This window comes from Aeromicrobium sp., assembly GCF_037719875.1.
Classification (GTDB): Bacteria; Actinomycetota; Actinomycetes; order Propionibacteriales; family Nocardioidaceae; genus Aeromicrobium.
In genome coordinates this window covers 57,577-84,192 of the sequence record NZ_JBBJMJ010000012.1, presented here as the reverse complement: position 1 = coordinate 84,192, position 26,616 = coordinate 57,577, and the positions used below count along the sequence as shown (strand labels likewise).

The following is a 26,616-nucleotide window of genomic DNA, read 5'->3' as shown; positions in this document are numbered from 1 at the left end:
ACGGCGCCGGCGTCATCTACACCGACCTGGCGATGATGGCCGGCGTCGCCACCACTTGCGAGGAGTGCGAGGGGAAGCGGTTCCAGGCCGAGGTCCTGGAGTACAAGTTCGGCGGGAAGGACATCAGCGAGGTGCTCGCGATGCCGGTCACCGAGGCCGAGGCGTTCTTCGCCGCCGGCGAGGCGAAGACGCCGGCAGCGCACAAGATCCTCACCCGGCTCGTCGACGTCGGCCTCGGCTACCTCAGCCTCGGCCAGCCGCTCACGACGCTGTCCGGCGGCGAACGGCAGCGACTCAAGCTGGCGGCACGAATGGTCGAGAAGGGCAGTGTCTCGAGTGTCTACGTCCTCGACGAGCCGACCACCGGCCTCCACCTCGCCGACGTCGAGCAGCTGCTCGGCCTGCTCGACCGGCTCGTCGAGTCCGGCAAGTCGGTCATCGTCATCGAGCACCACCAGGCCGTCATGGCGCACGCCGACTGGATCATCGACCTCGGTCCCGGAGCCGGCCAGGACGGCGGCCGGATCGTCTTCGAGGGCACGCCAGCCGATCTCGTCGCCGACCGCTCGACCCTGACCGGCGAGCACCTGGCGACCTACGTAGGGAGCTGAACCCGGCAGGGATGAGTGAGCGCCGCGAGCCCCTCGATGCTCACATACCGACCCCCATGTAACCTCCGTCACGTTGGGCTGGTTGGCTAGCCCACGGTATGTCCTGCCCCCACTCATGGAGGATTTTTCATGGCGAACGCGACTTTTGTTGCGGCAGCCACTGACCTCGATCTCTCGAACGACAACACGATCATCGTGGCTGTCGTTGCGGGAGTCGGCGTCATTGCGCTGATCATGGCGGCGGTTTTCCGCGCCGAAGTACTCAAGGCCTCTGAAGGCACCGAGAAGATGCAGGAGATCGGGCTCGCGGTCCAGGAGGGCGCATCTGCCTACCTCGGCCGTATGTTCAAGACCCTCGCAGGATTCGCGGTCCTCGCCTTCGGACTGCTGTTCCTGCTGCCTGGCGACGCAGACATCAGGATCGGCAGGTCGCTGTTCTTCCTGCTCGGTGCCGGGTTCTCAGCCGTGATCGGCTACCTCGGCATGTGGCTCGCGACGCGCGCGAACATCCGCGTCGCCGCTGCTGCCCAATATGAAGGTCGCGAGAAGGCCATGCGCATCGCCTTCCGCACCGGTGGCACGGTCGGCATGCTGACGGTGGGCCTCGGCCTGCTCGGCGCAGCTGCGGTCGTGCTGATCTATCAGGGCGAGGCACCTTCTGTGCTCGAAGGCTTCGGCTTCGGCGCCGCGCTACTCGCGATGTTCATGCGAGTTGGCGGCGGCATCTTCACCAAGGCTGCCGACGTCGGCGCAGACCTCGTGGGCAAGGTCGAGCAGAACATCCCCGAGGACGACCCGCGCAACGCCGCGACGATCGCCGACAACGTGGGCGACAACGTCGGCGACTGCGCCGGCATGGCCGCCGACCTGTTCGAGTCCTACGCCGTCACCCTGGTCGCCGCGCTGATCCTCGGCTCGGTCGCGTTCGGCGAAGAAGGTCTCGTGCTCCCGCTCGTGATCCCCGCAATCGGTGCGATCACAGCGATCATCGGCGTCTACATCACCCGTCCGCGTGTGGGCGAGCCCGGCCTGACCACGATCAACCGGTCGTTCTACATCTCGGCCGTGATCTCCGCGATCGCGACGGCCGGCTTCGCGTGGGCCTACCTGCCGACCAAGTTCAGTGAGCTGTCGTTCGCCTCCGGCGAGGAGTCGAGCCAGCTCGTGACGCAGTTCTTCGGGAACTCCTCGACCGAGAACCTCGACGGCAACCCGCGCCTCATCGCGATCGTCGCGGTCCTGATCGGCATCGTGCTCGCTGCCCTGATCCTCGCCTTGACCGGCTACTTCACCGGTACCGAGACACGTCCGGTCAAGGATGTCGGCAAGACATCGCTCACCGGTGCGGCCACCGTGATCCTGTCCGGCCTCTCGGTCGGCTTCGAGTCCGCGGTCTACACCGCGCTGGTCATCGGCGCGGCGGTCTTCGGCGCGTTCCTGCTCGGCAGCGGCTCGATCATCGTCTCGCTGTTCGCGGTCGCGCTGGCCGGTTGTGGTCTGCTCACGACCGTCGGCGTCATCGTCGCGATGGACACCTTCGGCCCGGTGAGTGACAACGCACAGGGCATTGCCGAGATGTCGGGCGACGTCGACGCCGAAGGCGCACAGATCCTCACCGAGCTCGATGCCGTGGGCAACACGACCAAGGCCATCACCAAGGGCATCGCGATCGCCACGGCTGTCCTGGCCGCGACCGCGTTGTTCGGCTCGTTCGCCGACGGGATCAAGGACGAGTTCTCCCGCATCCTGCGTGGCATCAACATCGATGACCCCACGGCAGTCGAGAAGTTTGCCAAGACCCTCGAGCCCAGCGATGTCACGGCTCTGCAGGGCGTCCTCAACGTCGGCGATCCGAGCAACCTGGTCGGACTCATCATCGGCTCGGCGGTGGTCTTCCTGTTCTCCGGACTGGCGATCAGCGCCGTCGGCCGGGCCGCCGGCGCAGTCGTCTATGAGGTGCGCCGCCAGTTCAAGGAGATCCCGGGCATCATGGAGGGCACCGGCCGACCCGAGTACGGCAAGGTCGTCGACATCTGCACGCGCGACTCGCTGCGTGAGCTGGCAACGCCCGGCATCCTGGCGATCTTCGCCCCGATCGCGGTCGGCTTCGGCCTCGGCGTCGGGCCGCTCGGCTGCTACCTGGCCGGTGCGATCGGCACGGGACTGCTGATGGCGGTCTTCCTCGCCAACTCCGGTGGCGCGTGGGACAACGCCAAGAAGCTCGTTGAGGACGGCAACCATGGTGGCAAGGGATCGCCCGCCCACGAGGCGACGATCGTCGGTGACACCGTCGGTGACCCGTTCAAGGACACTGCTGGACCGGCGATCAACCCGTTGCTCAAGGTCATGAACCTGGTCGCTCTGCTGATCGTCCCGCTGATCATCAAGTACTCCTACGGCGAAGACGAGAGCGCGTGGCTCCGCTACACGATCGCCGGCGTCTCAGCGGCGATCATCGCTATCGCGGTCTACGTCTCCAAGCGTCGCCCGATCGCGCTCGAGGCAGGACCGGTCGAGGAGACCGTCACCGTCTAGACGGATCATCCGCGAACGGCGCAGACCTCGGGGTCTGCGCCGTTCGCGCGTCCGGGCCTCTCTGACAGGCTGGGTGGATGCTTGACCTTCGGTATGCCGACCAGCTCCGCGCGGCCCTGACCCGGGCCGACTTCACGGTCGACGCGGTCTTCGCGCTGCTCGGCGAGGACGCGCACCGGGCCCTTGCGCGCAATCAGACCGTCCCCGCCCGCCGGGCGACCAGGGGTGGTGGCGCCCTGGCGACCCTCGTCCGGCTGTTCGCCCTTCAGGTCGGTGTCGACCGTCATCGCGCCGACTCAGCACTGCCGGGACTCGTCGACCCGCTCATCGCGGCCGACATGTTGCAGGCCTCGGGCAGCGAGGTTCGCGCGCTCGTGGACGTACGCCCCTATGGCGACGAGGGCCACGACTGGTGGATCGTTTGTGACCCGACGCCGGGCCTGGACGAGCGGCCGACCCCGATGAACCCCGAGCATGTGCTCGGCATCAGCGAGGCCTCGTCCTCGCTGGCCCAGTTGACGGTCCGCGAGCCGGTTGGCACGGCGCTGGACCTCGGAACGGGTTGCGGCGTGCAGGCCCTGCACCTCGCGCAGCACGCCGAGCGAGTCGTGGCCACGGATGTGAACCCCCGAGCGCTGGCGATGGCACGGCTGACCGCGGCGCTCAACGGTCTCGACATCGACGTACGTGACGGGAGCCTGTTCGAGCCGGTCGCGGGAGAGGCCTTCGACCTCATCGCGACCAATCCGCCGTTCGTCATCTCACCGCCTGGCAACGAGGTGCTGGTCTATCGGGACTCCGGGATGCCCGGCGACAGCGTCGTGCGGCACCTGGTCGAGAATGCCGCGACACATCTCAATGACGGCGGTTGGTGCCAGGTCCTGGCCAACTGGGCCCACCGCGCCGGCACCGATTGGCACAGCGGCCTCGAGGAATGGTTCACCGGTCAACCCCTCGATGCATGGGTCGTGCAACGAGAGCTCGTCGATCCTGCGGAGTACGTCGAGATGTGGCTGGCCGATGCGGGCCTCGCGTCGGCGCCGGACCATGCGCAGCGCTACGACGCCTGGCTCGACTGGTTCGCCGAGGTCGGCATCGAGGCAGTCGGCTTCGGCTGGCTGAGCATGCGCAGGACCGATTCCACGCCGGTCCGACGTCTCGAGGAATGGGCTGGTGAGATTGCGCCGCCGGTCGCCCCTGCCGTCGCAGCCTGGGGCCTGCGGACCGACCTCCTGCGCGGGCTCGGCGATGACGAACTGCTCGGCCGCGCGTTCGTCCAGGCCCCCGATCTCGTCGAGGAGACCCGCGGCCCGGTCGGCGCAGAGCACCCCGAGGCCATCGTGCTGCGACTCCAGCAGGGCGTCCGCCGGGCGCGACAGGTCGACACGGTCGAGGCCGGCCTGGTCAGTGCGAGCGAGGGGGACCTGACGGCGGGTCAGATCCTCGACGCGCTGGCCTCGCTGCTGGATCTGGACGCGGCCACGGTGCGGCGGACATATGCCGGCTCGGTCCGCGAGCTGGTCGCAGATGGCTTCCTGAGCTGAGGGAAGCAGCGTCGGTGACCGAAGGGCTGGCTACTCGACCGGCGATATCTCGTTGACCGACGCATAGTGCTCGGGCCGGTATGCCGGGATCAGCTGACCGCCCCAGCAGATTAGCGCGATCCCGGTGGCGATCGCACCGCCGACGACGAACGCGCCCCAGGCGCCGACGCCGTCGATCGCCACACCGACGACCGGGGAGCTCGTGGCGGCGCCGATCGTGAACGCCGTGCCCTGCCAGCCCATCGCCTCGCCTCGGCGCTCCTCGGGCACGAGCTTGGCGATCCACTCGGCGGCCGCGGTCATGGTGGGAGCGCACAGGAAGCCGGTGGGGATGACCCACAACGAGAGCGACCAGACCTCGCCGCCGAGCCCCACCGGGATCGTGGTCAGGCCGAGCGCGAGCAGGAGATAGGTCGGGCGGATCGACCGGCTGAGTGAGCCGTAGATCAGACCCCCCACGAGTGAGGACAGGCCCCACAGGGCGTAGGTGAAACCGATCGCGCCGACCTCGTCGAGCTCGCGCAGCTCGGCGATGATGCCGAGGTCCGTGCCGATCAGCGCCGCCATCGTGCCGCCGGAGATCAGGAAGAGGAAGACCACCGGCACGGACATGAACGGCGTGCGCGTGACGACGTGACCAGGCTCCGCGGGCGGGGTGCTGCCGCCGGGCGAGCGGGTCGGCGGGTTGAGCCGCCAGAAGATGAGTCCGGCGAGGACCTCGCACCCGCCGATCGCATAGAGCGCCACATCCGCACCGGCCTGGGTCACCAGCAGCACCCCGGCAGCCGGACCGATGATGAAGCTTGCCTCGGCGATGATCGAGTCGGCCGAGAAGGCCGTCCGCCGCCGGCTCTCCTCGACCATCACGCTGAGGGAGAGGCGAACGATCGAGAAGACCGGGATGAGGAAGCGCCCCATCAGCAGCGACAGCGGGATCAGCCAGACATACGTCGACAGCGTGGCCACGGGATAGAGGATTGCCACCGCGACGATTGACGGCAGGATCGCTCGCCGCATGCCCAGCCGGTCGATCAGCCGGCCGCGCCAGGGGGAGCCGATCGCGGCTCCGACCGTGGTGGCGGCGGCGATGATGCCGGCCTGTGCGTACGTGCCGTCAAGGTCCTCGACGACGTAGAGCGTGAACACCAGCGGGGCGGCCAGGGCCGGGATACGTGCGAAGAACGCGGCGACGAACAGCGCACGCACACGGCGGTCCGCCCACAGCACCGCATATCCCGAAAAGGCCACAGGACATTCTGTCACCGACAGCCGACAGCTCTGACCGGCGAGCGGGGATCTGACCCTGCGGTGCATGAACTCTTGACAGGACGCGTTAGCGTATGGCGCGTCCCACCCTCACAGGAGTTTCCTTGACCAGTCTCGTCATCGTCGAGTCCCCCAACAAGGTCCGCAGCATCGCGGGCTACCTCGGGGACGGCTACGTCGTGGACTCCTCGGTCGGCCACATCCGCGATCTGCCGCGTGGTGCCGACGAGGTGCCGGCCGCGTTCAAGGGCGAGACCTGGGCCCGGCTCGGCGTCAACATCGACTCGGAGTTCGAGCCGATCTATGTCGTCTCGGCCGACAAGAAGTCGCAGATGACCAAGCTCAAGAAGCTCCTCAAGTCTGCTGACGAGCTCGTGCTCGCGACAGATGAGGACCGCGAGGGCGAGGCCATTGCGTGGCATCTGCTCGACGAGCTCAAGCCCAAGGTGCCGGTCAAGCGCATCGTGTTCAACGAGATCACGAAGGAGGCGATCCTGTACGCCATCGCCCACCCCCGTGATGTCGACATGGATCTGGTCGACGCCCAAGAGACCCGCCGCATCCTCGACCGCCTCTACGGCTACGAAGTCAGCCCGGTCCTGTGGAAGAAGGTCATGAGCGGTCTGTCCGCGGGCCGCGTGCAGTCGGTGGCGACGCGGCTGGTGGTCGAGCGCGAGCGGGAGCGCATGCTCTTCCGGGTCGCGTCCTACTGGGACCTCGAGGCCAGGTTCGACGCTGGCGAGGGATTTGATCCGCGCCAGTTCCCGGCCAAGCTCGCGAGCGTCGATGGCAAGCGGGTCGCTGCCGGCAGCCACTTCGACAACACGGGCGAGCTGACCTCCGACAAGGTCGTCCATCTCGACGAGGGCAGGGCAGGTGCCCTCGCCGACGCCCTCGCCGATCGACCCTTCACGGTCCGGTCGGTCGAGGAGAAGCCCTACACACGCCGCCCCTACGCGCCGTTCCGCACCACGACGATGCAGCAGGAAGCCTCGCGCAAGTTCGGCTTCGGCGCCGCGCGCACGATGCAGGTCGCACAGCGGCTCTACGAGGGTGGCCACATCACCTATATGCGTACGGACTCGACAACCCTGTCGCAGACCGCACTCAATGGCGCCCGGGCCCAGGTCAAGGAGCTCTACGGAGCGGCCTACCTCCCGGAGAAGCCCCGGATCTATGCCAGCAAGGTCAAGAACGCGCAGGAGGCCCACGAGGCCATCCGTCCCGCGGGGGAGAAGTTCAAGACCCCCGAGCAGACCGGGCTGAGCGGCGACGAGCGCCGGCTCTACGAGCTCATCTGGAAGCGCACGATCGCCTCCCAGATGGCCGACGCCAAGGGCAACTCGGTCTCGATCCGCATCGGCGCGACCGCTTCGACCGGTGAAGAGGTCCTCTTCGCCAGCTCGGGCCGTACGATCACGTTCTACGGATTCCTCAAGGCATACGTCGAGTCACACGACGACAGCGACACCGAGGGCGACGACCAGCAGACCAAGCTGCCGAATCTCTCCGAGGGCCAGACCGTCGAGGCCGCCGAGCTCGGCAAGGCCGGCCACGAGACCAAGCCGCCGTCGCGATTCACCGAGGCGAGCCTCATCAGTGAGCTCGAGACTCGGGAGATCGGTCGCCCATCGACATATGCGTCGATCGTCGGGACGATCCAGAACCGAGGCTACGTCTACAAGAAGGGCACCGCGCTGGTGCCGGCGTGGATCGCGTTCTCGGTCATCCGCCTCTTGGAGCAGCATTTCGGCCGGCTCATCGAATACTCCTTCACCGCCGAGCTCGAGGACGTGCTCGACGAGGTCGCGGGCGGCCGTGAGGACCGGCTCAAGGTCCTGACCGATTTTTGGACCGGCGAGGGCGAGGGCAACACGGGCCTCAAGCGCCTGGTCGAGAACCTCCCCGACATCGATGCCCGTGGGCTCGCGACCTTCCCGCTCGGCGAGGGCATCGACGTGCGGGTCGGTCGCTACGGCCCCTATGTCGAAGGTCCTCCGTTCACCGAGGACGCCGAGGGCAAGCAGGTTCCAACCCGTGCCAACGTGCCCGAGGATCTCCCGCCGGACGAGCTGAACCTCGACAAGGCCAGAGAGCTTCTGGCGACGCCGGCGGGACTGGAGAAGGAGCTCGGCCAGCACCCCGAGACTGGGCTGGCTGTCGTGGCCAAGAACGGTCGCTATGGTCCCTACGTCACCGAGGCTCTGCCGGCCGACGCCAAGAAGGCCGACAAGCCCCGGACCGCGAGCCTGTTCAAGGACATGGACCTCGACTCGATCACGCTCGAGCAGGCGGTCCAGCTGCTGACGCTGCCGCGCGTGGTCTACGTCGACGACGGCACCGAGGTCACGGCGCAGAACGGTCGCTACGGGCCCTACCTCAAGAAGGGCACCGACTCCCGCTCGCTGGATCGCGAGGAGCAGCTCCTCACGATCACCGAGGACGAGGTTCGAGCGATCTACGCGCAGCCCAAGACATACGGACGTCGGGCCGCCGCTGCTCCGCTCAAGGAGCTCGGCGCCGACCCGGTCAGCGGGTCGCCGGTCGTGGCCAAGGACGGGCGATTCGGGATGTACGTCACCGATGGCGAATACAACGCGACGCTCCGAAAGGACGACTCGCTCGAGACCCTGACCCCGGAACGAGCGTTCGAGCTGTTGGCCGAGCGTCGCGCCAAGGGCCCGGCCAAGAAGGGCGGCAAGAAGACGGCGAAGAAGTCGGCAGCCAAGAAGAAGACCGCCGCCAAGAAGACCGCGAAGAAGGCTCCGGCCAAGAAGGCCGCAGCGAAGAAGACCCCGACCCGATAGCGCTCGCAGGAGGAAAGCCCCGATGATCGCACCGATCCTCCGGCCTCTCGCGCGGCGTGACCCGCAGGAGCAGCACCGCACGGCCTCACCGCTCGAGCTGTTCACGGATCTTTGCTATGTCGTCGCGATCGCGCAGGCCGCGCTCTCGCTGCACCACGAGGTCTCGGCGGGCCACCCCGGCCACGGTCTGGTCTGGTTTTCGATCTCGTTCTTCGCGATCTTCTGGGCGTGGCTCAACTTCGTGTGGTTCAACTCCGCCTACGACCCGGACGACACCACCAATCGCCTTCTGACGCTGCTGCAGATCTTCGGCTCGTTGGTCCTGGCCGCCGGCATCCCCAGGATGTTCGAGGAGGACCTCACCCTCGGGATCATCGGCTACGTCATCATGCGGGTCGGGCTCGTCCTGATGTGGGTGAGGGCCGCGGCGGGTCATCCCGAACGTCGCCGGACGGCGCTCCGCTATGCGATCGGTTTGATCGCAGTCCAGACCGGTTGGGTCGTGGCGCTGCTGGCGACGCAGGGCCACCTGCCGATCTGGCTGTTCGTCATCGGCGTCTCGCTCGACTTCGCCGTGCCGTTCTATGCCGAGCGGGCCGGAGCGACGCCGTGGCACCCGCACCACATCGCGGAGCGCTACGGGCTGTTCTTCATCATCGTCCTCGGCGAGACGATCCTCTCGGTGACGATCGCCCTGCAGGTCGCATTCGATGAGGGGAAGCCGCCGCCCGAGCTCTGGTATGTCGTGGGTGGTGGCGTGCTCGTCACGTTCGCCGGGTGGTGGCTCTACTTCGCTCGCGACAACGCCGACATCCTGAGCGGCAACCGGGTGGGATTCGTGTGGGGATTCGGCCACTACGTGATCTTCGGAGCCGCTGCCGCGGTCGGCGCGGGACTGGCCGCGCGCGTGGACTTCTACACGGATCACTCCAAGGTGTCCGATGACATGAGCAGCGCCTTCGTGACGGTCCCGGCCGCGGCATTCCTCGCGGCCCTGTGGCTCGTCTCCATCCGCCTGCACGACTCGTCGGCGCGCACCCTCGTGCCGTTCGGCCTGGCGGTCGCGGCGCTGCTCGCGACCACCTATGTGCCCTACTCCGAGCTCTGGGCCGGCCTGATCTTCGTGCTGTTGCTCGTCGCGGAGCTGCGTCTGACGACCGGATCGGATGAGACTGTCCGAGCCGCGTCCTAGATTGACGGCATGCCTGATGTCGCACTGGACGTGGTCGAGCGTCTGCGTGCGATCTGTCTTGGGCTCCCCGAGGCATACGAGGAGACGGCCTGGACCGGTGTCCGGTGGCGTGTGCGGACCAAGACCTTCGCCCATGTGTTGGTGATCGACGACGGCAAGCCTGGCCCCTATGCACGCTTCGTCTCGACCGATGGCCCGGTGACGGTGGTGACGTTCCGGGCGCCGGGTGAGGAGCTCGAGGCGTTCCGGCAGTCCCCGCAGCCGTTCTTCGTCGCCCGCTGGGGTCGTGACGTCGTGGGCCTGGAGCTGCACGGCGACACCGACTGGGATGAGCTTGGCGAGCTGCTGACCGACAGCTTCCGGGTCATGGCCCCGCAAGGACTCGCCGCTCGGGCCAACCTGCCCACGGTCCAGGCGTCGACCTTCGACCCGACCAACGGTTGAGGACGAGCCCGTCAGGGTCGCCGACTAGGCTCACCTCCATGGATCCGCTCTTCACCGAAACCGGGGTGTTCCTCGCCCTCGAGGGAGGGGAAGGTGCGGGCAAGTCGACCCAGGCCGCTCTGCTGGTCGAGTGGCTCGAGACCCTCGGCCACCGCGTGCTGCTGACCCGGGAACCCGGTGGCACGGAGGTCGGCAAGATCTTGCGCCACATCGTGCTCGACAACGACACGGGTGAGCTGTCGCCACGCACCGAAGCGCTGCTCTATGCCGCCGACAAGGCCGAGCACGTGGATCAGGTGGTGCTGCCGGCCTTGGCCGAGGGCACGATCGTGTTGACCGACCGCTACGTCGACTCGACCCTCGCCTATCAAGGCGCCGGCCGACACCTCGACATCGCCGAGGTCGAGCATGTCGCACGCTGGGCGACCTCGTCGTTGCGGCCACACCTGACGGTCGTGCTCGACATCGATCCGACGATCGGGCATGAGCGATTCGAGGGGGCGGACCGCATCGAGGCCGAGCCGCTGGAGTTCCACCAGCGCGTACGCCAGCACTTCCTCGACCTCGCCGCCGCCGACCCCCAGCACTATCTCGTGGTCGGCGGTGGCGGCACTCCCGCCGAGATCCATGCCACGATCCGCGCTTCCGTGGAGCCGTGGCTGGGTCAGGCGACGGCATGAGCATGACGGTGTGGAGTGACCTGGTCGGGCAGGAGCCGGTGGTCGAGACGCTGCAGGGTGCCGTCGCTTCGGCCGGCGGTGATGGCCGGTCGATGACCCACGCCTGGCTGTTCACCGGTCCTCCTGGTTCGGGCCGCTCCAATGCCGCCGGCGCCTTCGCCGCTGCTCTGCAGTGCCAGCGGGGCGGTTGCGGCGAGTGCCACTCCTGCACGACGGCACGGGCCGGAAGCCATCCCGACATCACCAGGATCTCGACCGACGGACTGTCGATCGTGGTCGACGACATCCGTGAGTATGTCCGGGCGTCGTCGTTGCGACCGGCGCTCGGCCGGTGGCAGGTGCTGATCATCGAGGATGCCGACCGGCTCACCGAAAAGGCGGCTGGCGCTCTGCTCAAGGCGATCGAGGAGCCGGCGAGTCATACCGTGTGGATGCTGTGCGCCCCGGCCGCCGACGACGTCATCATCACGATCCGCTCCCGCTCGCGGCTGGTCACGCTGCGCACTCCGTCGACCGCTGCGATCGAGGGACTGCTGGTCGGGCGTGACGGGGTTGAGCCTGAGCTGGCGCACGCGGTCGCGGCGGCGTCCCAGGGTCACATCGGCAGGGCCCGCGGCCTCGCGCGCGACTCCGGTTCACGCGAGCGTCGCCGCGCCATCCTGGCCCTGCCCGCATCGATCCACGACCTGGGCGACTGCCTGCGTGCGGCAGGTCAGATCAACGACGAGGCGACGACCCGCGCCAACGCATACTGTGACCCGACCGACGAGCGCGAGCTCGCCGATCTGCGCCAGGGCTGGGGTGTCGAGGAGCGAGGCAGACGGCCCGCCGGATTCGCTGGCGCGTTGTCGGCGCTGGAGAAGGACCAGAAGCGCCGCCGCACCCGCCTCGCCCGCGACTCGATCGACGGGGTCCTGCTCGACCTGCTGTCTTTTTGCCGTGATGTCCTCACGGTCCAGTGCGCGACCGGTGTCGAGCTGGTCAACGCCGATGTGTCCGCCGACATCCACGAGATCTCCCGCGTGTGGACCCCCGAATCGACGATCCACACGATCGATGCGATCGTCGAGTGTCGGGCTGCCCTGACCGCAAACGCCGCTCCGCTGCTTGCTCTTGAACGGATGATGATGGGACTACGCCGGTGACCCGCTCCAGAACTCTGATCGTGATCTCGGTCGTGGCCGCCCTCGCCCTCCTGGTGGGAGTCGTGGTCGTCGCCGCCGTGATGACCCGGGCCGACTGGAAAGCGCCCGAACCGGCGGCGAAGTCAGCACCGTCCGGGCTCGAGAAGTTCTACGACCAGAAGCTCAGCTGGTCGGACTGCGAAGACTCCGCCAAGTGCGCGTGGATCAAGGTGCCGATCGACTATGCCGAGCCAGCGGGTGCCACGACCCGGCTGCGAGCTGTCGTGCATCCGGCGACCCGCGGCACCGCAAAGCGCAGCATCCTGGTCAATCCCGGTGGTCCCGGTGGTTCGGCGATCGGATTCGCCTCATCGATGTCGTCGAGCTTCGGCGCGGACGTGCGGCGCACCTTCGACATCGTCGGTGTCGACCCTCGCGGGGTGGGCAGGAGCACCCCGCTGAAGTGCCTCCCGGCCAAGGGCTTCGACGCATTCACCACGACCGACCCCGATCCCGACGACGACGGGGAGATCGCGGCGCTGCGCCAGAGCATCACCGACCTCGGCGATGCGTGTGCGGACAACTCCGGTGACCTGTCCGCTCACGTGTCGACGGTCGAGGCGGCCAAGGACATGGACGTCGTACGCGCGTTGCTGGGGCGCTCCAAGCTCGACTGGTTCGGAGCCTCGTACGGGACCCAGCTGGGCGCGGTCTATGCCCAGCTGTTCCCCACCAAGGTCGGTCGCATGGTGCTCGACGGCGCCGTCGATCCGACGTTGGACGCGGCCGGATCCAGCCTGGGCCAGACCACCGGTTTCCAGCGGGCGCTCGATGCCTATGCCGAGGACTGCGTCGAGCAGTCGTCCTGCCCGCTGGGCAAGGATGTCGATGCCGGGCTGGCCAAGATCGCTGACCTGATGAAGGCACTGGAATCGGCGCCCATGAAGGCCACGGCAGATCGCCAACTCACCGAGGCTCAGGCGTTCTACGGCATTGCGGTGACGCTCTATGACAAGACCTCGTGGCCCTATCTCTCCGATGCCCTCACCGCGGCGTTCAACGGTGACGGCAGTGTCCTGCTGGGGTTCTCCGACTTCTACTTCGATCGACAAAAGGACGGCAGCTACGGCGACAACAGCGGCCAGGTGATCTATGCGGTCAACTGCCTCGATGCGTCCAAGCCGCTGACCCAGCCCGAGACCGAAGCGCTCATCCCGCGCTTCGAGAAGGCCTCGCCGGTCTTCGGCCGGGCACTCGCCTGGGGTGCCCTCGCGTGCGCTGACTGGCCCATCAAGGCGACGAACCCGTTGCCCAAGATCACGGCGGACGGCGCGCCCTCGATCCTCGTGCTCGGCACGACCCGCGATCCGGCCACCCCTTATGAGTGGGCCGAGGCGCTGGCGTCGCAGCTGTCGTCCGGTGTGCTCGTCACCCGAGTGGGCGACGGTCATACGGCCTACAACTCCGGCAACGAGTGCATCACCGACGCGGTCGATGCCTTCTTCACCAAGGGCACGGTGCCCAAGGATGGTCTGACCTGCAAGTAGCCGGTCGATCGCCTCGGGACATGCCCGGGTGGTCAGCCGCGGACGGCCTCGTGGTGGTGGATCACTTCGTCGATGATGAAGTTGAGGAACTTCTCGGCGAACGCCGGGTCCAGATCGGCCTCTATGGCCAAGGCTCGGAGCCGGGTGATCTGCCGTGCCTCACGCTCGGGATCGGCAGGCGGTAGGTCGTGCTCAGCCTTGAGCTTGCCCACCCGCTTGGTGTACTTGAATCGCTCGGCGAGCACGTGGATCAACGCGGCATCGATGTTGTCGATGCTCGCCCTGATCTCGTTGAGCTCGGCCTGCGTCGTATCGGTCACACGTGCGATCCTACGGTGCGAGGCCGATGTGATGTCGGGGCGATCAGCCGCTAGACTCAGTGATCGGTTCGGCGGGCGATCCCCGGCGAACCTCGGCCGCTTTAGCTCAGTTGGTAGAGCGTTTCACTCGTAATGAAAAGGTCGTCAGTTCGATTCTGACAAGCGGCTCCACGAATTATTGATCTTCCCCCGCGGACCGCGCGCCCCCACCGGTCCGAACCGGCTCAATCCGGTCTCGTCGGCGCTGGTCCCGAGGTAGTGAAAAGATACTTCTGCGTCGTGCTCAGGTCAGCGTGTCCGAGCCAAGCCTGGACGGTCGTGGGGATACACCGGCCTCGAGCCACAGGCGCGCCTCGGCGTGTCGCAGGTCGTGGAGTCGTCGATGCTCGGCCTGTCGACGCGGTTCTTCCAGAGAGTGATCCAACCAGACACCGCTGGGATGTCAGGTCCCGACGTTGAGGCTACTGGCCGCCGGGGCGACCGAGTGTGATGAGCTCGGGTGCCACCGGAGTCCCGCAGCAACCGCCGCTCTGCTCGGTCTCGTCGTCGAAGACGCCGGCCCCTCCACACACACCGGTGTCGGGAAGTGTCAGCTCGACGCGGGCGGCGGCTTGGTGGTCGCCGGCGATGGCCGCGGCGACCGATCGGGTCTGTTCGAAACCGGTGAGGGCAAGGAAGGAAGTCGCGCGCCCGTATGACTTCATCCCGACGAAGAAGAAGCCGACCTCGGGCTGGGCCAGCTCCTTGGCGCCGTGCGGATAGACGGTGCCGCAAGAGTGCTCGTTGGGGTCGATGAGTGGCGCGAGGTCGCGTGGCGCCTGCAGTACCGGGTCGAGGTCGAGGCGAATCTCCGAGAGCATCTGAAGATCGGGCCGGAAACCGGTCAGCACGATGGCCTCGTCGACGCGATCTACGGTCTGGCCGTCGAACGATCTGATTGTCAGTAGGCCATCGGCATCACGGTCAACTCTTGCCGTCCGGAAGCCGTTGAGAGTCGTGACGGGTCCCTTGGATACTGCTTCCTGTGCCAGCTGACCCAACGCTCCGCGCTCGGGCAGCTCGTCCTGACCGCTGCCGGCGAACGCGTCGCCGACGGTCGCACGTCGCACCAGCCAGCTGACCCGGGTGCCAGGCGCATCTTTCGCCAACGCCGTCAGCGCGATGAGTGCCCCTTTCGCGGATGCTCCGGTGCCGGCGACCACGACGTGTTTTCCCGCATATCGGACAGATTGGTCGCGCAGGTCCGGGATGCGGTAGCTGATTCGGTCAGCTGCCTCCGCCTCGCCGATGGCGAGCACGCCGTCGCCGCCGAGCGGATTAGGGTCGGTCCAGGTGCCCGAGGCATCGACGACCGCTCTCGCCACGATGTGTCCAGCACCCTCGGGGGAGCGGACGTGGACCGTGAATGGTGCTTCATCGCGGCCGGAGCTGACGAGGCGGTCCCGGGATTGCTTTGCCACGGAGGTGACAGTCGTGCCGTACCGGACGGCATCGCCGAGCACGTCGGCCAGCGGCTGGAGATAGCTGCGGACCCAGTCCGAGCCGGTTGGGTACCGCTTGAGGTCTGGCGTGGCCCACCCTGCATCCGCCAGAAGTTTTTCGGCCGCCGGGTCGATGAGCTCGGACCACGCCGAGAACAGGCGCACATGACCCCACTCGCTCACCGCTGAGCCAGCAGTCGGCCCCGCCTCGAGCACGAGCACGTCCATCTCGCGACTGCGCAGATGCGCGGCGGCAGCAAGACCAGCAGGTCCGGCTCCGATGACGACGACGGGCGGGGGGGGTGGTGTCGAGCTCAGGCATTTCGAAACTCCTCGAAGTTCATTGACGTTTGTCGATGGAGTCGACTCTACCTATACATCGAAGAATGTCAATCTATGGCTTACACTGGCACTCATGGCGACCACGATTCCTGTCCTCGACGCTTCGACCGCCGCGTGCTGCTCACCCATCACCGGTGGCGTGATGAGCGCCGAGGAGGCAGCGGAGCTGGCTGCGAAGTTCAAGGCAATAGGTGACCCGACGCGGCTGCGGCTACTGTCGCTCGTCGCTGCGGCCGAGGGCGGTGAATCTTGCGTGTGCGACCTCAACGAACCGCTCGATCTGTCACAGCCAACGGTTTCGCACCACTTGAAGATCCTCGTCAACGCCGGTCTGCTGACACGGACCAAGCGGGGAACATGGTCGTACTACTCGCTCGTTCCCGGCGCGCTGCCGACACTCGCGGACACGATGCGCGTCTAGGGCCGCCTACGCGTTGTGTGGGCCGTACATGATGACGGCGACGCCGACCAGGCAAATGAGTGCGCCGGACACGTTCCAACGATCTGGTTTGAGACCGTCGGCGACCACCCCCAAGCGAGGGAGCCCGCGACGAAGACGCCGCCGTATGCGGCGAGGATGCGGCCGAAGTTCGCATCCGAAGGTCAATCCTTGCGGACGGTCAGGTGAGCGGTTGCGACAGGCGGGCAGTCGATTTCATCAGGAGTTGCTAGAAGGTCGGGTCAAGGTGATCTCGACATCCTGCGGGCCAGGTTCGGCGGCGCACGTTGTTGTCGCGTTCCCGCGCCGAACAGGTGCCTGTCCTTCAGTGAGACTTCACGGGCTGTCCCCTTTCGGGCCTGCGCCTATGTGGACAAAAGGAAGTGGGCAGCAGTCGGACTGGGCGCACTGGGCCAAGTCGTCGCAGCCAGCGTCCCGCGCTGCAAGGAGGCTGGCGCGGATGGCGTTCAGGTCGGCGATCTTCTGGTCGACCTCGGCGAGCTTGGTTTCGGTACGCGACTGGAGGCCCGCGCCGTGGTGGTGCTTGCCCGCCTCGAGCAGATCGGCAACCTCATCGAGGGTGAAGCCAAGACGTTGCGCCGCCTTGATGATGCGCAACGTGGTGACGGTCTCCTCGGGGTAAAGGCGATGACCTCCCAACGAGCGTTCGGGCTCTTCGATGATGCCGCGCCGCTCGTAATATCGAAGTGTCTGCACGTTCACACCGACTGCCGCGGCGACCTGACTGGAACGAAGTGAAGTGGTCATGCCGACCGCCCGACAAGCGATGTAGCCCTGGCTGCGATGGCGTCGAGCACCTGCCGGTGGGTGTCGCCTGTCGATACGGTCATGGTGACCCGGCCGTCAGTGATCGTGAAACCGAAGGTGAAGAACGAGCAGCATCCGGTCTCCGATGTAGCCAGCTCGGCTGCACGTGCAGCTACAACGGGTTCTGCTCGCAAGTTGAATGTCACGACGTGTGAGGAGGTGCGTTCGACACCGAGAACGTCATGCGTGAAGAGGTCATCGAATTCAGCGCGACGCAAGGGTTGCTCGGCCGTGGGCATCGTGCAAGCGGCCGGTATCCAGTCATCCTGGCCAAGAAGATTCGAGTCCATATGTTGACTGTAAACCTGTACCTGAGTACAGGATGCAAATGAGGCGCCCTCAGGGATTTGAAGGAGTCACCCGCGGTCACCACCAACGAGCGATTCGATCAGGCCCTCGATGCGGACCGTGACGAGATCGAGCGAAGGGTGCTCGAACTGCTACCCAGTCTTCGCTCGCACGGGTAGGCACTTCTGACAGTCAGCTGAGCCCTACCGCGTCGCTCCTTCGCTCGATCAGCACGGTGTCGCGCCACTGGCCCGAGTGGGGTCCGGTGGCTGACTTGGCTATCCGGTGACGGGTTCCGACTGCGCGAAATCCGTGGCGCTCGTGAAGCGCGGCGCTGCTGAGATTCTCGGGAAAGATGCTCGACTGGATGGTCCAGATTCCACCTTCCTCAGTCGAGCTGATGAGCTCGGACAAGAGGACGGATCCGATTCGTTGGCCTCTCGCCAGCGGCGCGACGTAGATCGAGTGCTCGACCACGCCCGCGTACGCAGATCGACTTGAGATGGGTGAGCAGGCTGCCCATCCCACCACGTCGCCATCGTGGCTGACGGCGACGAGCCTATGGTCATTGAGTCTGGTGCGATCGAACTCGGCCCAAGATGGGGTGGTCGACTCGAAGGTCGCGTTGCCCTCTGAGATGCCGGCCGCGTAGATCGACTCGACGGCTGGCCAGTCCGCCTCGGTCATCGGAACCACGGGCATGTCAGCGATCTTCATGTCCACCATTGTCGCCGCCGAGTGCGTCCCGCGCGCCCAGGGCTTACGCCAACTGACCGACACTCCCGCTGGACCTGCGGAAATGTGGTGAGGGGCGCTGGGTGGCTTGATTCACCCGGCGCCCCTCTCATATTTCTCTCACGACGTGCGCGCCTGAACGGCCCTGCTGGACCGCCGCGAGCGCTGTGCCCGAAGCCACAGCCACGAGCGCCCCGAACCGCCGGGACCCTACGAACCGCTCAGCGCGCGGCCGAGCTCGGCGCCCTTGCGCGACAGTCCCCTCACCCCGGTGCTGTCGAGATTCAGGGCGACGCTGCCGCTGGCCTTCGGTCCGCCGGCCATGATCGAGAGCTGGTGGAACTGGCCCGCGGCCTCGATCGTGCCGATCTTCTCCAGCGGCGCGCCGATGATGAGGCTGCCCTGGGTCTTGCTCTGCACATTCGCGATCGAGACGGCCCTGCCGAGCGCATCCTGCAGCTCGGCCGTTCCGGCGACGTCGGGCGTGTTCTGGTGGTACCGGGCACCACCCTCCCCGGCAGTCGTCAGCCCAGATGAGCTGCCGAGAAGGATGATCGCCGAGCCGGCCCCACGTTTGCCGTCGATCGTGTCGAACGGGACACCGATCGCCAGGTCGTCGGTCGGTCCGGCGTCGAGCCTGCCCATCGCGAGCGCTGCGCCGAACGAGTCGTCCTCCTCGGGGGTTCCCACGACGCCCGTGTCGCCTTGGTCCCAGCTCGTGACGCCTGCGGAGGTCAACCCGCTCGGCGAGCCCTTGACGACTGCCACGGAGCCGCCCAGCCCCTTCTTCGGCATCCCTACGGCGAGATCGTCCCGGCCATCGGCATTCACGTCGCCCGCGGCCATGATGTTGCCGAAGACGCGTTGCTCACCCTCTCCGTCGTGATCGGGGATGAAGTCGTCAACCCCGAGAGCAGGTCCATTGAGGGGGCCTTGGCTGGGGACGAGGCCGCTGGACGTGCCCTCGACGAGCTGCACCAGGCCCTCGCCGTACGCGATCGCAAGCTCCTCGACCCCGTTGCCGTCGAAGTCGCCGATTGCGAGCGTCTTGCCGACCTCCCCCTGATTCGCGGGGATCCCGGCGCTGCTCCGGTCGAGCACCAGCTTCTGGGTCGTGCTCAGCCCGCCGCTCCCTCCGAGCAGCACGGCGACGGTCCCACGACCGCCCTCGTTCCCGACCGGCTTCACCGGGACGCCAAGCGCGAGATCGGTGACATTGTCGTCGTTCAGGTCACCGGCCTGGAGGATGAAGCCGAAGCCTTGGTCCGCGGGAGTGCCCGGTGCGCCCAGGAGCTGTTCGTAGGTGATGCGCGTGCTTCCTATCGTCTTGAGCCCGGTCTTGGAGCCGTAGAAGATGAAGAGGGATCCGGAGTTGGCCTGCGCCGTGGCTCCGACTGCGAGGTCGGCGCACCCGTCATTGTTGTAGTCGCCGAACTCCACGCCGCTGCCGAACTGCTCGTAGTCCGACGACGAGCCTGCCACGCCGGGCTCGGCCTGGTCGAGGTACTGGTCGTCCAGCGCCGTGCCCGACTGGGCAACCGCGAGTCCCTTCGGGCGACCGTAGAACACGTGCACGGCACCCTTGCCGAAGGACCTGCCGGCCTCGCTGACGGCGACCTCGGCGTAGCCGTCACCGTTGACGTCACCTTCGACGCCAGACGTACAGACCGCTGCAGCGGCAGGGGAAGCGAGTGCCAGCGTCAGGCCGCCGACCATCAGGCCGCCGGCGGTCGCCACTCGCAGAAACGAAGAAGAGGTCAATCGGGCGAGTATGCCTCGGGATTCCGGCCGCGTCGACAGGGCTTTCTGCTGCTTCATGACGATCTCCTGGTCTCGGTGCTCCCCATGGAGCGCCGTCATACGCAGAGATGCACGGGACTGCGCAGAAGTTGTCGACAACGAGTCCCCAACTTCTGAAGTCCGGAGTCTGAGGGGCATTGTCGCCTCGGCGGGGTATGAGGTTGAGGCTCTGATCGTCAAGCGGCCTCTCACCTTTTGTCTCACACACGGTCTGGTATCTCACGAACTCGTGCGGACGCTTGTCTGGCCGTCCTCCGGCTCTTCGGCCGACGTCCGGAGGTAGTGAAGATATCGCTGGGTCGTCATCAGATCCGCGTATCGATCCCTTGCCCTCGGTCATCGACGTCACCAATGGCCACCTGGCGTCCAAGGGCCCGCCCATTGCACATCACAATGGGCGGGCCCCCGGCGCGCCGGGGCAGGTGCTCCACCCTCAAGACGGCGTTTGGAGCAGATAGGTCCCGGTTGAGGTGAGCGGCATGTGCGGCGTCAGGTGATAGGTGTCCCATCTTGGTGTCCCGACCTGCGGCGCTCTCGCACGACCGCAACGGCAACCAGGAGCAGCCCCAGGATGAGGAGCCCGAGCGGGAGAATGGTGTCCACGAGGCGAATCAGTTGGCCGGTCGATGCTGCATCGTTGGACAGGCTCTTGACACTCTCCGGGGTCATGGATGCCTTCACGTCGAACACCGGCATGATCGGCACCGCGGTTCCATCGACTTCGAGCGCCATGGTCGTCTTCAGCTGCAGATCTTGGCCGACTGGGAATCCGGTCGCTTGGTCGGCTGCGACCTTGATGTAGGTGTCGGACAGGTAGGTCATCGGGACGGGGTCCGGAAGGGAATCGAGGGAGGCCCCGAGCTGCTCCTGGAGGTCTTTCGGAAGCGTGCTGGCGATGCCTGCCACAGCCTGCTTCGGCAGCACCGGGGGTAGGTTGGCGAGAATCTTCGGGTCCTTGGTGGGGCCGGTCGCCGTCACCGTGTAGTTGTGGACTTCGAGGTCTCGCACGGAATCGGAGCTCTTGTAGTCCGCCTTGAAGCACTTCTGCGTCGATGGGTCGTAGAACGTGTACGAGTCGTTGGCCTTCGGCGCCAGCGGGAATCCAATCGCTAGGCACCCGGAAGACTTCTCGACCTTCGTGTCGTTGAACGAGGAACGCATCTGCAACGAGCTTCGGTCGACGGCATACGTGTGCTCGATGGGGCTGGTGACCTGTTCACCCTTGATGATCTGATCGTCGCTGACCGCGGCCGTGTCGCCGGTCGCCTTCTCCACCTTGATCCGGCGTTGAATGGTGATGGGCACGTCTTGCAGGAAGATCTCCTGCATGTCGCCGGCCTGTAGCGCCTCGGCGTTCAGCAGGCTGGCTGTTCTTGCATAGGCGAGCTTGATGTTGGTGTCGTCGGGAAACTTCGTGAGCTCAGGCGCGAGCACGTACTCCACCGCGGCGGCTCCCACGATCAAAGCCGCGCCAGCGACCCCCAGTACTACTGAAAAGCGTCTTGCCATGTCTATGTCCCTCCTCGATGTGACCGCGCGCGTGCGCGGTCAGGCTCGACCAGCCCGGCCGAACACAGACGCATCTAATCAATAACTACGGATATGATCAATAGCCTCGAAAAAGGGGTATGCTCGCTCGAGTTGGGGGAGGCAGGCCACTTGTCGGGACCGGGACCATCCCTGGCTCCCTGGCTCGCCAGATCTGTTGGCCACATCTGCATCCGAAAGGAACTGAACCGATGACACTTGGATCGACCGCGAGCGGTCACACGGAGGCCGAGTTTGACGTCGTCGTGGTGGGCGGTGGCCCTGTCGGCAAAATGGCAGCGCTCATGCTGGGACGTCGAGGGCACTCTGTCCTTGTGCTCGAGCGCAAGGAAGAGACCTACCCGCTTCCCAGAGCGGTCGCCCACGATGCGGAGATTGCTCGGCTGCTACAGAGCGTCGGCATGCCCGTGGACTCGATCCCCGACGCCATCGAGCCCTACGACGACCTCTACGTGTGGGTCAATGCCGCCGGAGAGACCCTGCACCTCGTCGACTGGCGAGGCTACGACACCTCCGGCTGGAACAACACGTACTTCTACAACCAGCCAGCGGTGGAGCGACACCTGGAGGCGGAACTCGAGAATTGCACGGGCGTCACCATGAGACGCGGATCCGTGGCCACGGTCGGCGCGCAGGATGAGAGCGGGGTGACAGTCACCTCGGGCGATCAGACATATCGTGCTCGGTACGTGGTGGCAGCGGACGGCGCCAACAGCGCAACCCGTCGCCACGTTGGTATCGAGTGGACCGATCTCGGCTACTTCTTCGACTGGCTGGTGGTGGACGTGATCCCCGGCGCCGACATGGAGGAGCTGACGATCGCCAAGCAGGTCGCGGACCCGGTTCGTCCGGTCACCGTGGTGCCCGCCGGCCCGGGACGTCGGCGCTGGGAGTTCATGCGGCTTGAGGGTGAGACCAATGACGAGCTGACTGATCCCGATCGCATCTGGCAACTGCTCGAACCATTCGGCGTGCACCCTGACAATGCACAGATTGAGCGCGGTGTCGTGTACACCTTCGCGTCGGGGTGGGCCTCCAGTTTCCGCCAGGGTCGGGTGCTGCTGGCAGGCGACGCTGCGCACCTGATGCCGCCTTTCGCCGGACAGGGCCTTGCGGCCGGTCTGCGTGACTGCATGAATCTTTCGTGGAAGCTTGATCTGGTCCTTCGAGGTGTTCTCGACGACGAGGTGCTCGACACCTACGGTTCCGAGCGGTCGGCTCACGTGTCGGACTTCATCGACTTTTCAATCATGCTCGGCAAAATCATCTGCATCCTCGATCCCGATGAGGCAGCCCAGCGAGATGCGGCGATGATCGCCGAGCTTGCTTCGGGCCGGGAGCCTGAGCCGCCGCCGCGGCCCCGTCTGGGTGCTGGTCTTTACCGTGGAGACCAGGGCGGATACCTGTCGTGGCAGGGGCGTATCGACGTCGAGGACCGAACAGACGTGCGGTTCGACGACGTGTTCGGCGCTGCCGCGCTCATCATCCGTGATCGTGAGGACGCTGAGAGCCTGTCGGGGGAGCAGATCGGGCGACTCAACCAGCTCGGCATCACCGTGACCTGCTTCGATGATGCATTCGCCGGCGCCGAAGGCGTGCAGGCCTTCGGTGATGCGCGGGGAACGTATGCCGAGTGGTTCACGTCAATCGATGCCGACGCAGTCCTTGTCCGACCGGATCTGTATGTCTTCGCAGCCGAGTCGGGGCCGGGCGCGGCGCCCCGCCTGGCCGATGCCTATTCGAGCGCTGTCGGCGCACCAGCGTCTGTCTCCCAGGCATCTTCATGAGCATCCTGACCCGCCCATCGCATCCCAACGAGGAGAAGGCCACATGAACAGATGGATCGGCACCTGGGACGTCGAGCAGTCATCGATCGTCGGCACCTTCGTCATGGACATGATTGTCACCGAGCACCAGGGTGGAGTCGACGTCGCATTCCAGTCGCCGCAGGTCGTGGCGACGGTGTCAGACATCGTGTGCGACGAAGAGACCCTCACCATGACCATCAACCTGACCAAGCCGCTCAAGGGCAAGGCAGCGGCGGACTTGGCGCTGACCGGCCCCGACTCCTTCGGGGGCACCGGCAAGATCAAGTTCCTGCCTGCCTCGAAGTTCAAGGGCGTGCGCCGCGCCTAGGGATCGGAAGGCATTCATGAGACGAGGCGTGCCGGGGGGCTCTCATCGCGGGTGCCTGACATGATGGTCGCGATGGACAGCCTGGAGCACGGCAGCGAGAGTCTGGAGCGACGTCCGGACGTCATCGGTGCCGTCGCGAACGCCCTCGAGCTGCTCCAGCTCTTCACGGACGGGCCCAGCATCCAGGTCGGCCAGGCCAGCAAACGACTGGCGCTCTCGCGGTCCACCGTCCACCGGCTCCTGAACACCCTCAGCACCTACGGCTATGTCGTGCATGACCCGGCCGCTCGTGTCTATCGACCGGGTCCCGTGCTTGCCGGCATCGGACTGGTCGCTGTGCGGAGCAGCGACCTCCGCGCGATCGGGCAGGCTTCGGTGTCGAAGCTTGCTGCGCAGACAGGTGAAACGGCCCACCTGAGTGTGCTGCGTGGCGCCGAGATCGTCTGCATCGACAGCGTCGAAAGTGGCCAGACGGTTCGCACCGGCAGCCGCATGGGATGGACCCTGCCCGCTCACGCCACGGCCGCGGGCCGCGCGCTGCTCGCAGAGCTGTCTGATCGTGAGCTGATGGCCGTCTTCCCGAGCGAGACCATCGCCAAGACCGGCCAGACGCCCGCCATGCAGAGGGTCGACCTGCTCGCCGAGCTCGAGCTGGTGCGCGCGCGTCGCTATGCCACCAACTTCGGCGAGAGCGAGCCCGACGTGAGCGCCGTGGGAGTGGTGCTCAGGGACCGCCGGGACCGCGCGAGGGCCGCGCTCTCCGTGACGGCCCCCCGCACACGAGGCGATGAGAAGTGGATGCGTCGAACGGCTGAGATCGCGGTCGCGGTCGCCGACGAGTTCCGAGGAGCCATCGGCTGAGAGACGCACCCCTGCGTCCCGTGTCAGCATGGGTGAATGTTTCGTAGAGACACCCGGCCCATCGACGAGCTCATGTTCGAGATCTTTCGAGTCAACGATCGCCTGATAGCGGCAGGGGACGCAACGGTCAAGACCGTCGGGCTCACCAGCGCCCGGTGGTTGGTGCTGGGCGCGATCGCGCTGTCGAACACACCACTTCCCGTGGCGCAGATCGCCAGGAACATGGGACTCAGCCGGCAGGCAGTCCAGCGGTCGACCAATGAGATGGTCGCTCTCGGACTGGTGGAGACCCAGGAGAATCCTGAACGGCGGGGTTCCAAGGTCATCGCGATGACGGACGCGGGCCGGTCCTCCTACGAGGCAGCCCTGGAGCTCTGGCGTACCGAGTGGACGGGGGCGATGGAAGAAATCCTTACCGACGACGAGATCATCTCGACGATGCGCCTGCTCCGCCGACTTCGCGGGCTGGTCCAGTCTGAGCACCGCAAAGCCCTCTGACAACTACTTGTCATTTCTTCCCGTCGCAGAGGCGGGTATTGGCGGCCCATATGGGCTGCACGCGGTGGTAGAACGTCGCACAGAGACCCACGACAATTTTTGTGCGAGTTTTTCGTCTGTCCAATTCCACTGCAATCGCAGGCACAGTTGAGAGTTGATGCTGTCGGCCGCTCCAACGACCCGAAGAATGCCGTGAGGCTTGCCACATCGCGAAGCGCGGGTTACAGTCGTTTCAGAAAGTGCTTGTATGTGTCGTTCTGCGCGACATGTCCAGATCAAAGGAGATCCCCGTGTCGTTGGTCGTTGACACCCCAGGTGCCGCAGTCCTGCCAGAGATCGCGGCCACCCGTCACGTCGAACCGCCCTCGGGCGAACGTGAACCGTTGAAGGTCAGCATCTACGAGCGCATGTCGAAGTCGAATGCGCAGCTGATGCCGATATTCCCCTACGACGAAGCGGGGGCCATGGTTCCGTGCGGTGCTGTGCTCTACGGGGGGGCGGATCGGACCCACCCGCACTTCTTCCACTGGAACACCGTGTCGGAGCTCCTCGTCGCCTGGGGTTCGAACGAAGCGATGATCGCCAGCGGATCCCTCATGGCGACGCAACCTTTCCACGGCGTCAACTCGTTCCTGCGTGATGAGAAGAAGGAGGGCACGTTCGCGTTGGTCACGATCACGCAGCGGCAGTCGTCCGAGGCTGGTCAGCGCGAGGCCCTCACAGCCAAGTGCGAGAGCTGCAAGAAGGACATCCTCCGGTTCGAGTACGAATCCGCTCCTCACGGTGCCCCCGACTTCGAGGCCGCGGCCTACACCGAGGCCGACGACGTGTTCCGCCAGTTTTCGACGCAGTGGGGAGGTGTCGAGTTCGTGAGGCAGCGTAACTCCGATGCCGTGCGCATCTGCGAGCACTGCGGCCACGAGAACTCGGTGTTCGAGATGTCGGCGTGGGGCTGGGACCGCATGGTGAGCCAGACCTCCGTCGCCAACGCCGCCTATCAGTCACTCAAGGCGAGCGCCGAGGAGGTGCTCGGCTGATGGCGCGGCGGAGGATGGTGCAGGCGTTCCAGGCTGCGAAGGACATCGGCAACTACGCGGACGTGCCGGTGATGCCGGTCGACGTCGACCCCCAGATCACCCTTTCGCGAAACTCCGAACAGCAGCCTTTCTTCATCGCGTTCGAGGAAGACACAGTGATCGCCCTGATGTCAGGGTCCGCGACAGTCCGCATGCGCGACTCGAACGTCAACAGCTGGTCGATGATCACCGGGGACCACGTCTATGTCCCAGCGGGCACACCGCACCTGCTCGAGCCGAACGAGGAGAGCGTGCTGCTCCGCTACATCGGCAACGAGCCCGCCTACCGGGCAGCCGTCTTCGCCTGCGAGGCCTGCGGAGGGGAGCTGCACCGCCTCGAATGGCAGCAGGACCTCGAGGTCGACGCCGTCGCCATCTATTCGGAGGTAGTGCGGCGCTTCAACGAGGACTCCACAGTCCGGACCTGCCGATCCTGCAGCACCGTGGCCGCCGAGATCTCGGTCGAACGGCTGGGCTGGCCGGCCGAGGTCTCGACCGGCTGAACCCTCCCACC

At 66.2% G+C, this 26,616-nt stretch carries 22 protein-coding genes, 1 tRNA gene and 2 pseudogenes; 17 read left to right on the top strand and 8 right to left on the bottom strand.

Annotation, left to right across the window (positions count from 1 at the left end; translation table 11 throughout):
* From WKF39_RS12150 to WKF39_RS12140, 3 genes and pseudogenes are all read left to right on the top strand, one after another.
* Window positions 1-611: pseudogene (locus WKF39_RS12150) on the top strand (excinuclease ABC subunit UvrA); the annotation flags it as partial.
* A 129-nt stretch (window positions 612-740) separates the two neighbouring features.
* Window positions 741-3,146, top strand: a complete 2,406-nt coding sequence (locus WKF39_RS12145; RefSeq protein WP_340388729.1) for a sodium-translocating pyrophosphatase — start codon at window positions 741-743, stop codon at window positions 3,144-3,146.
* 77 nt (window positions 3,147-3,223) lie between these two features.
* Window positions 3,224-4,690 (top strand): methyltransferase, encoded by a 1,467-nt coding sequence (locus tag WKF39_RS12140; protein ID WP_340388726.1) that lies wholly within the window; start codon window positions 3,224-3,226, stop codon window positions 4,688-4,690.
* Window positions 4,691-4,720: 30 nt separating this feature from the next.
* Here WKF39_RS12140 and WKF39_RS12135 read toward each other — a convergent pair whose 3' ends face one another.
* A complete protein-coding gene (locus tag WKF39_RS12135) occupies window positions 4,721-5,938 on the bottom strand; it encodes an MFS transporter (RefSeq protein ID WP_340388724.1) in 1,218 nt (405 codons plus the stop codon).
* A 92-nt stretch (window positions 5,939-6,030) separates the two neighbouring features.
* On the opposite strand from WKF39_RS12135, the gene topA reads away from it, so the two are divergent.
* The 6 genes from topA to WKF39_RS12105 are packed head-to-tail and all read left to right on the top strand — an operon-like array spanning window position 6,031 to window position 13,750.
* A complete protein-coding gene (gene topA / locus WKF39_RS12130) occupies window positions 6,031-8,763 on the top strand; it encodes a type I DNA topoisomerase (protein ID WP_340388722.1) in 2,733 nt (910 codons plus the stop codon).
* A 22-nt stretch (window positions 8,764-8,785) separates the two neighbouring features.
* Entirely contained in the window at window positions 8,786-9,955 is a 1,170-nt protein-coding gene (locus WKF39_RS12125; protein WP_340388720.1) for a low temperature requirement protein A, read from the top strand.
* 9 nt (window positions 9,956-9,964) lie between these two features.
* Entirely contained in the window at window positions 9,965-10,399 is a 435-nt protein-coding gene (locus WKF39_RS12120) for an MmcQ/YjbR family DNA-binding protein (RefSeq protein WP_340388718.1), read from the top strand.
* Between the two features lie 38 nt (window positions 10,400-10,437).
* Entirely contained in the window at window positions 10,438-11,079 is a 642-nt protein-coding gene (gene tmk / locus WKF39_RS12115) for a dTMP kinase (RefSeq protein ID WP_340388716.1), read from the top strand.
* Window positions 11,076-12,224 (top strand): DNA polymerase III subunit delta', encoded by a 1,149-nt coding sequence (locus WKF39_RS12110; RefSeq protein ID WP_340388714.1) that lies wholly within the window; start codon window positions 11,076-11,078, stop codon window positions 12,222-12,224. The genes tmk and WKF39_RS12110 overlap by 4 nt, the downstream gene beginning before the upstream one ends.
* Complete coding sequence (locus WKF39_RS12105) at window positions 12,221-13,750, top strand: alpha/beta hydrolase (RefSeq protein WP_340388712.1); 1,530 nt, start codon at window positions 12,221-12,223, stop codon at window positions 13,748-13,750. Before WKF39_RS12110 ends, WKF39_RS12105 begins: the two co-directional genes overlap by 4 nt.
* Window positions 13,751-13,782: 32 nt before the next feature.
* Here the strand turns inward: WKF39_RS12105 and WKF39_RS12100 are convergent, their stop codons facing one another.
* A complete protein-coding gene (locus WKF39_RS12100) occupies window positions 13,783-14,070 on the bottom strand; it encodes a chorismate mutase (protein ID WP_340388710.1) in 288 nt (95 codons plus the stop codon).
* A gap of 95 nt (window positions 14,071-14,165) precedes the next feature.
* On the opposite strand from WKF39_RS12100, the gene WKF39_RS12095 reads away from it, so the two are divergent.
* Window positions 14,166-14,241 (top strand) — tRNA-Thr (locus tag WKF39_RS12095).
* A 290-nt stretch (window positions 14,242-14,531) separates the two neighbouring features.
* Here the strand turns inward: WKF39_RS12095 and WKF39_RS12090 are convergent.
* Entirely contained in the window at window positions 14,532-15,833 is a 1,302-nt protein-coding gene (locus WKF39_RS12090; protein WP_340388737.1) for an NAD(P)-binding domain-containing protein, read from the bottom strand.
* 133 nt (window positions 15,834-15,966) lie between these two features.
* Between WKF39_RS12090 and WKF39_RS12085 the strand changes: the two genes are divergently transcribed.
* A complete protein-coding gene (locus WKF39_RS12085; RefSeq protein WP_340388708.1) occupies window positions 15,967-16,314 on the top strand; it encodes a metalloregulator ArsR/SmtB family transcription factor in 348 nt (115 codons plus the stop codon).
* 6 nt (window positions 16,315-16,320) lie between these two features.
* On the opposite strand, the pseudogene WKF39_RS12080 reads toward WKF39_RS12085, so the two are convergent.
* The 5 genes and pseudogenes from WKF39_RS12080 to WKF39_RS12060 form a co-directional block, all read right to left on the bottom strand.
* Window positions 16,321-16,490, bottom strand: a pseudogene (locus WKF39_RS12080) (YnfA family protein); the annotation flags it as partial.
* A 178-nt stretch (window positions 16,491-16,668) separates the two neighbouring features.
* Window positions 16,669-17,100, bottom strand: a complete 432-nt coding sequence (locus tag WKF39_RS12075) for a MerR family transcriptional regulator (RefSeq protein WP_340388706.1) — start codon at window positions 17,098-17,100, stop codon at window positions 16,669-16,671.
* A gap of 540 nt (window positions 17,101-17,640) precedes the next feature.
* Entirely contained in the window at window positions 17,641-18,165 is a 525-nt protein-coding gene (locus WKF39_RS12070; RefSeq protein ID WP_340388704.1) for an N-acetyltransferase family protein, read from the bottom strand.
* Between the two features lie 228 nt (window positions 18,166-18,393).
* Window positions 18,394-20,001, bottom strand: a complete 1,608-nt coding sequence (locus WKF39_RS12065) for a VCBS repeat-containing protein (RefSeq protein WP_340388702.1) — start codon at window positions 19,999-20,001, stop codon at window positions 18,394-18,396.
* Between the two features lie 471 nt (window positions 20,002-20,472).
* Window positions 20,473-21,492, bottom strand: coding sequence for a porin PorA family protein (locus tag WKF39_RS12060; protein WP_340388700.1), 1,020 nt, complete (start codon window positions 21,490-21,492; stop codon window positions 20,473-20,475).
* 230 nt (window positions 21,493-21,722) lie between these two features.
* Here WKF39_RS12060 and WKF39_RS12055 point away from each other — a divergent pair, with 230 nt between their 5' ends.
* The 6 genes from WKF39_RS12055 to WKF39_RS12030 all read left to right on the top strand — a co-directional run bounded on the left by WKF39_RS12055 (window position 21,723) and on the right by WKF39_RS12030 (window position 26,605).
* A complete protein-coding gene (locus WKF39_RS12055) occupies window positions 21,723-23,318 on the top strand; it encodes a bifunctional 3-(3-hydroxy-phenyl)propionate/3-hydroxycinnamic acid hydroxylase (protein ID WP_340388698.1) in 1,596 nt (531 codons plus the stop codon).
* Between the two features lie 43 nt (window positions 23,319-23,361).
* Window positions 23,362-23,667: a hypothetical protein gene (locus WKF39_RS12050; protein WP_340388696.1), complete on the top strand. Its 306-nt coding sequence runs from the start codon at window positions 23,362-23,364 to the stop codon at window positions 23,665-23,667.
* Between the two features lie 60 nt (window positions 23,668-23,727).
* Window positions 23,728-24,528, top strand: a complete 801-nt coding sequence (locus WKF39_RS12045) for an IclR family transcriptional regulator (protein WP_340388735.1) — start codon at window positions 23,728-23,730, stop codon at window positions 24,526-24,528.
* A 36-nt stretch (window positions 24,529-24,564) separates the two neighbouring features.
* A complete protein-coding gene (locus WKF39_RS12040) occupies window positions 24,565-25,026 on the top strand; it encodes a MarR family transcriptional regulator (protein WP_340388695.1) in 462 nt (153 codons plus the stop codon).
* Window positions 25,027-25,316: 290 nt separating this feature from the next.
* Entirely contained in the window at window positions 25,317-26,063 is a 747-nt protein-coding gene (locus WKF39_RS12035) for a hypothetical protein (RefSeq protein WP_340388693.1), read from the top strand.
* Complete coding sequence (locus WKF39_RS12030) at window positions 26,063-26,605, top strand: hypothetical protein (RefSeq protein WP_340388691.1); 543 nt, start codon at window positions 26,063-26,065, stop codon at window positions 26,603-26,605. Before WKF39_RS12035 ends, WKF39_RS12030 begins: the two co-directional genes overlap by 1 nt.
* Window positions 26,606-26,616: the final 11 nt, after the last annotated feature.